This window comes from Streptosporangium nondiastaticum, assembly GCF_003011965.1.
GTDB lineage: Bacteria > Actinomycetota > Actinomycetes > Streptomycetales > Streptomycetaceae > Streptomyces > Streptomyces nondiastaticus.
Genome location: NZ_PXWG01000380.1, coordinates 1 through 415 on the forward strand (window position 1 = coordinate 1; position 415 = coordinate 415).

1 protein-coding gene is annotated in these 415 nt (G+C 67.0%); it reads right to left on the minus strand.

Annotated features, from left to right (window positions below; translation table 11 throughout):
* Positions 1-389, minus strand: a 389-nt coding sequence (locus B7P34_RS36330; protein ID WP_435694003.1) for a pyridoxal-phosphate dependent enzyme, incomplete at its 3' end; no start/stop codon positions are given.
* Positions 390-415: the final 26 nt, after the last annotated feature.

Genomic DNA, 415 nt, shown 5'->3' on the forward strand with positions numbered 1-415 from the left:
ATGCCCGGCTTGCCACCGGTGAGGCTGGCGGCGTGCTGGGTGGTCGACAGGCCATGGCCCGCCGCCTCGATGCCCAGCATCTGGACATCGGGATCGTCGAGGAAGGGGTGTAACAGGCCGATCGCATTCGACCCGCCGCCGACCGCCGCCACGAGCAGATCGGGCAGGCGACCCTCGGCCTCCAAAAGCTGTGCGCGCGATTCGGTGCCAATCACCGACTGGAAATCGCGCACCATCTCCGGATAGGGATGCGGCCCGGCAGCGGTACCGATGATGTAGAAGGTGTCGTGGACGTTCGCGACCCAGTCGCGTAGCGCCTCGTTCATCGCATCCTTCAGCGTCTGCGCACCCGACGTAACGGGGCGGACCTCGGCGCCGAGCAGCTTCATGCGGAACACGTTGGGCGCCTGACGCT